Here is a 205-nt window from a genome sequence, read left to right as displayed (position 1 = left end):
AAACAATATTGAAAAAGGAGAATATTATATGTCATCTATTAAACCATTAGCAGATAGAGTTCTTTTACAAGTTTTAGAACAAGAAGAAAAAACTTCAAGCGGAATACTTCTTCCAGATACAGCTAAAGAAAAAACTCAAAAAGCAAAAGTAGTTGAAATAGGCTCTAGTAAAGATATACAAGTAAAAAAAGGTGATATAGTTATA

General features: G+C 27.3%; 1 protein-coding gene. It reads left to right on the top strand.

Going from position 1 to position 205, the window contains the following annotated elements; all coding sequences use genetic code 11:
* Positions 1-28: 28 nt before the first annotated feature.
* Positions 29-205 (top strand): co-chaperone GroES (locus E6A48_RS11760; RefSeq protein WP_219710490.1); only part of this gene is annotated, 177 nt, incomplete at its 3' end.

This window comes from Brachyspira pilosicoli (assembly GCF_019402445.1).
Lineage (GTDB): Bacteria > Spirochaetota > Brachyspiria > Brachyspirales > Brachyspiraceae > Brachyspira > Brachyspira pilosicoli_B.
The sequence above is the reverse complement of the archived record's forward strand: the minus strand, read 5'-3'. Positions and strand labels throughout refer to the sequence as shown.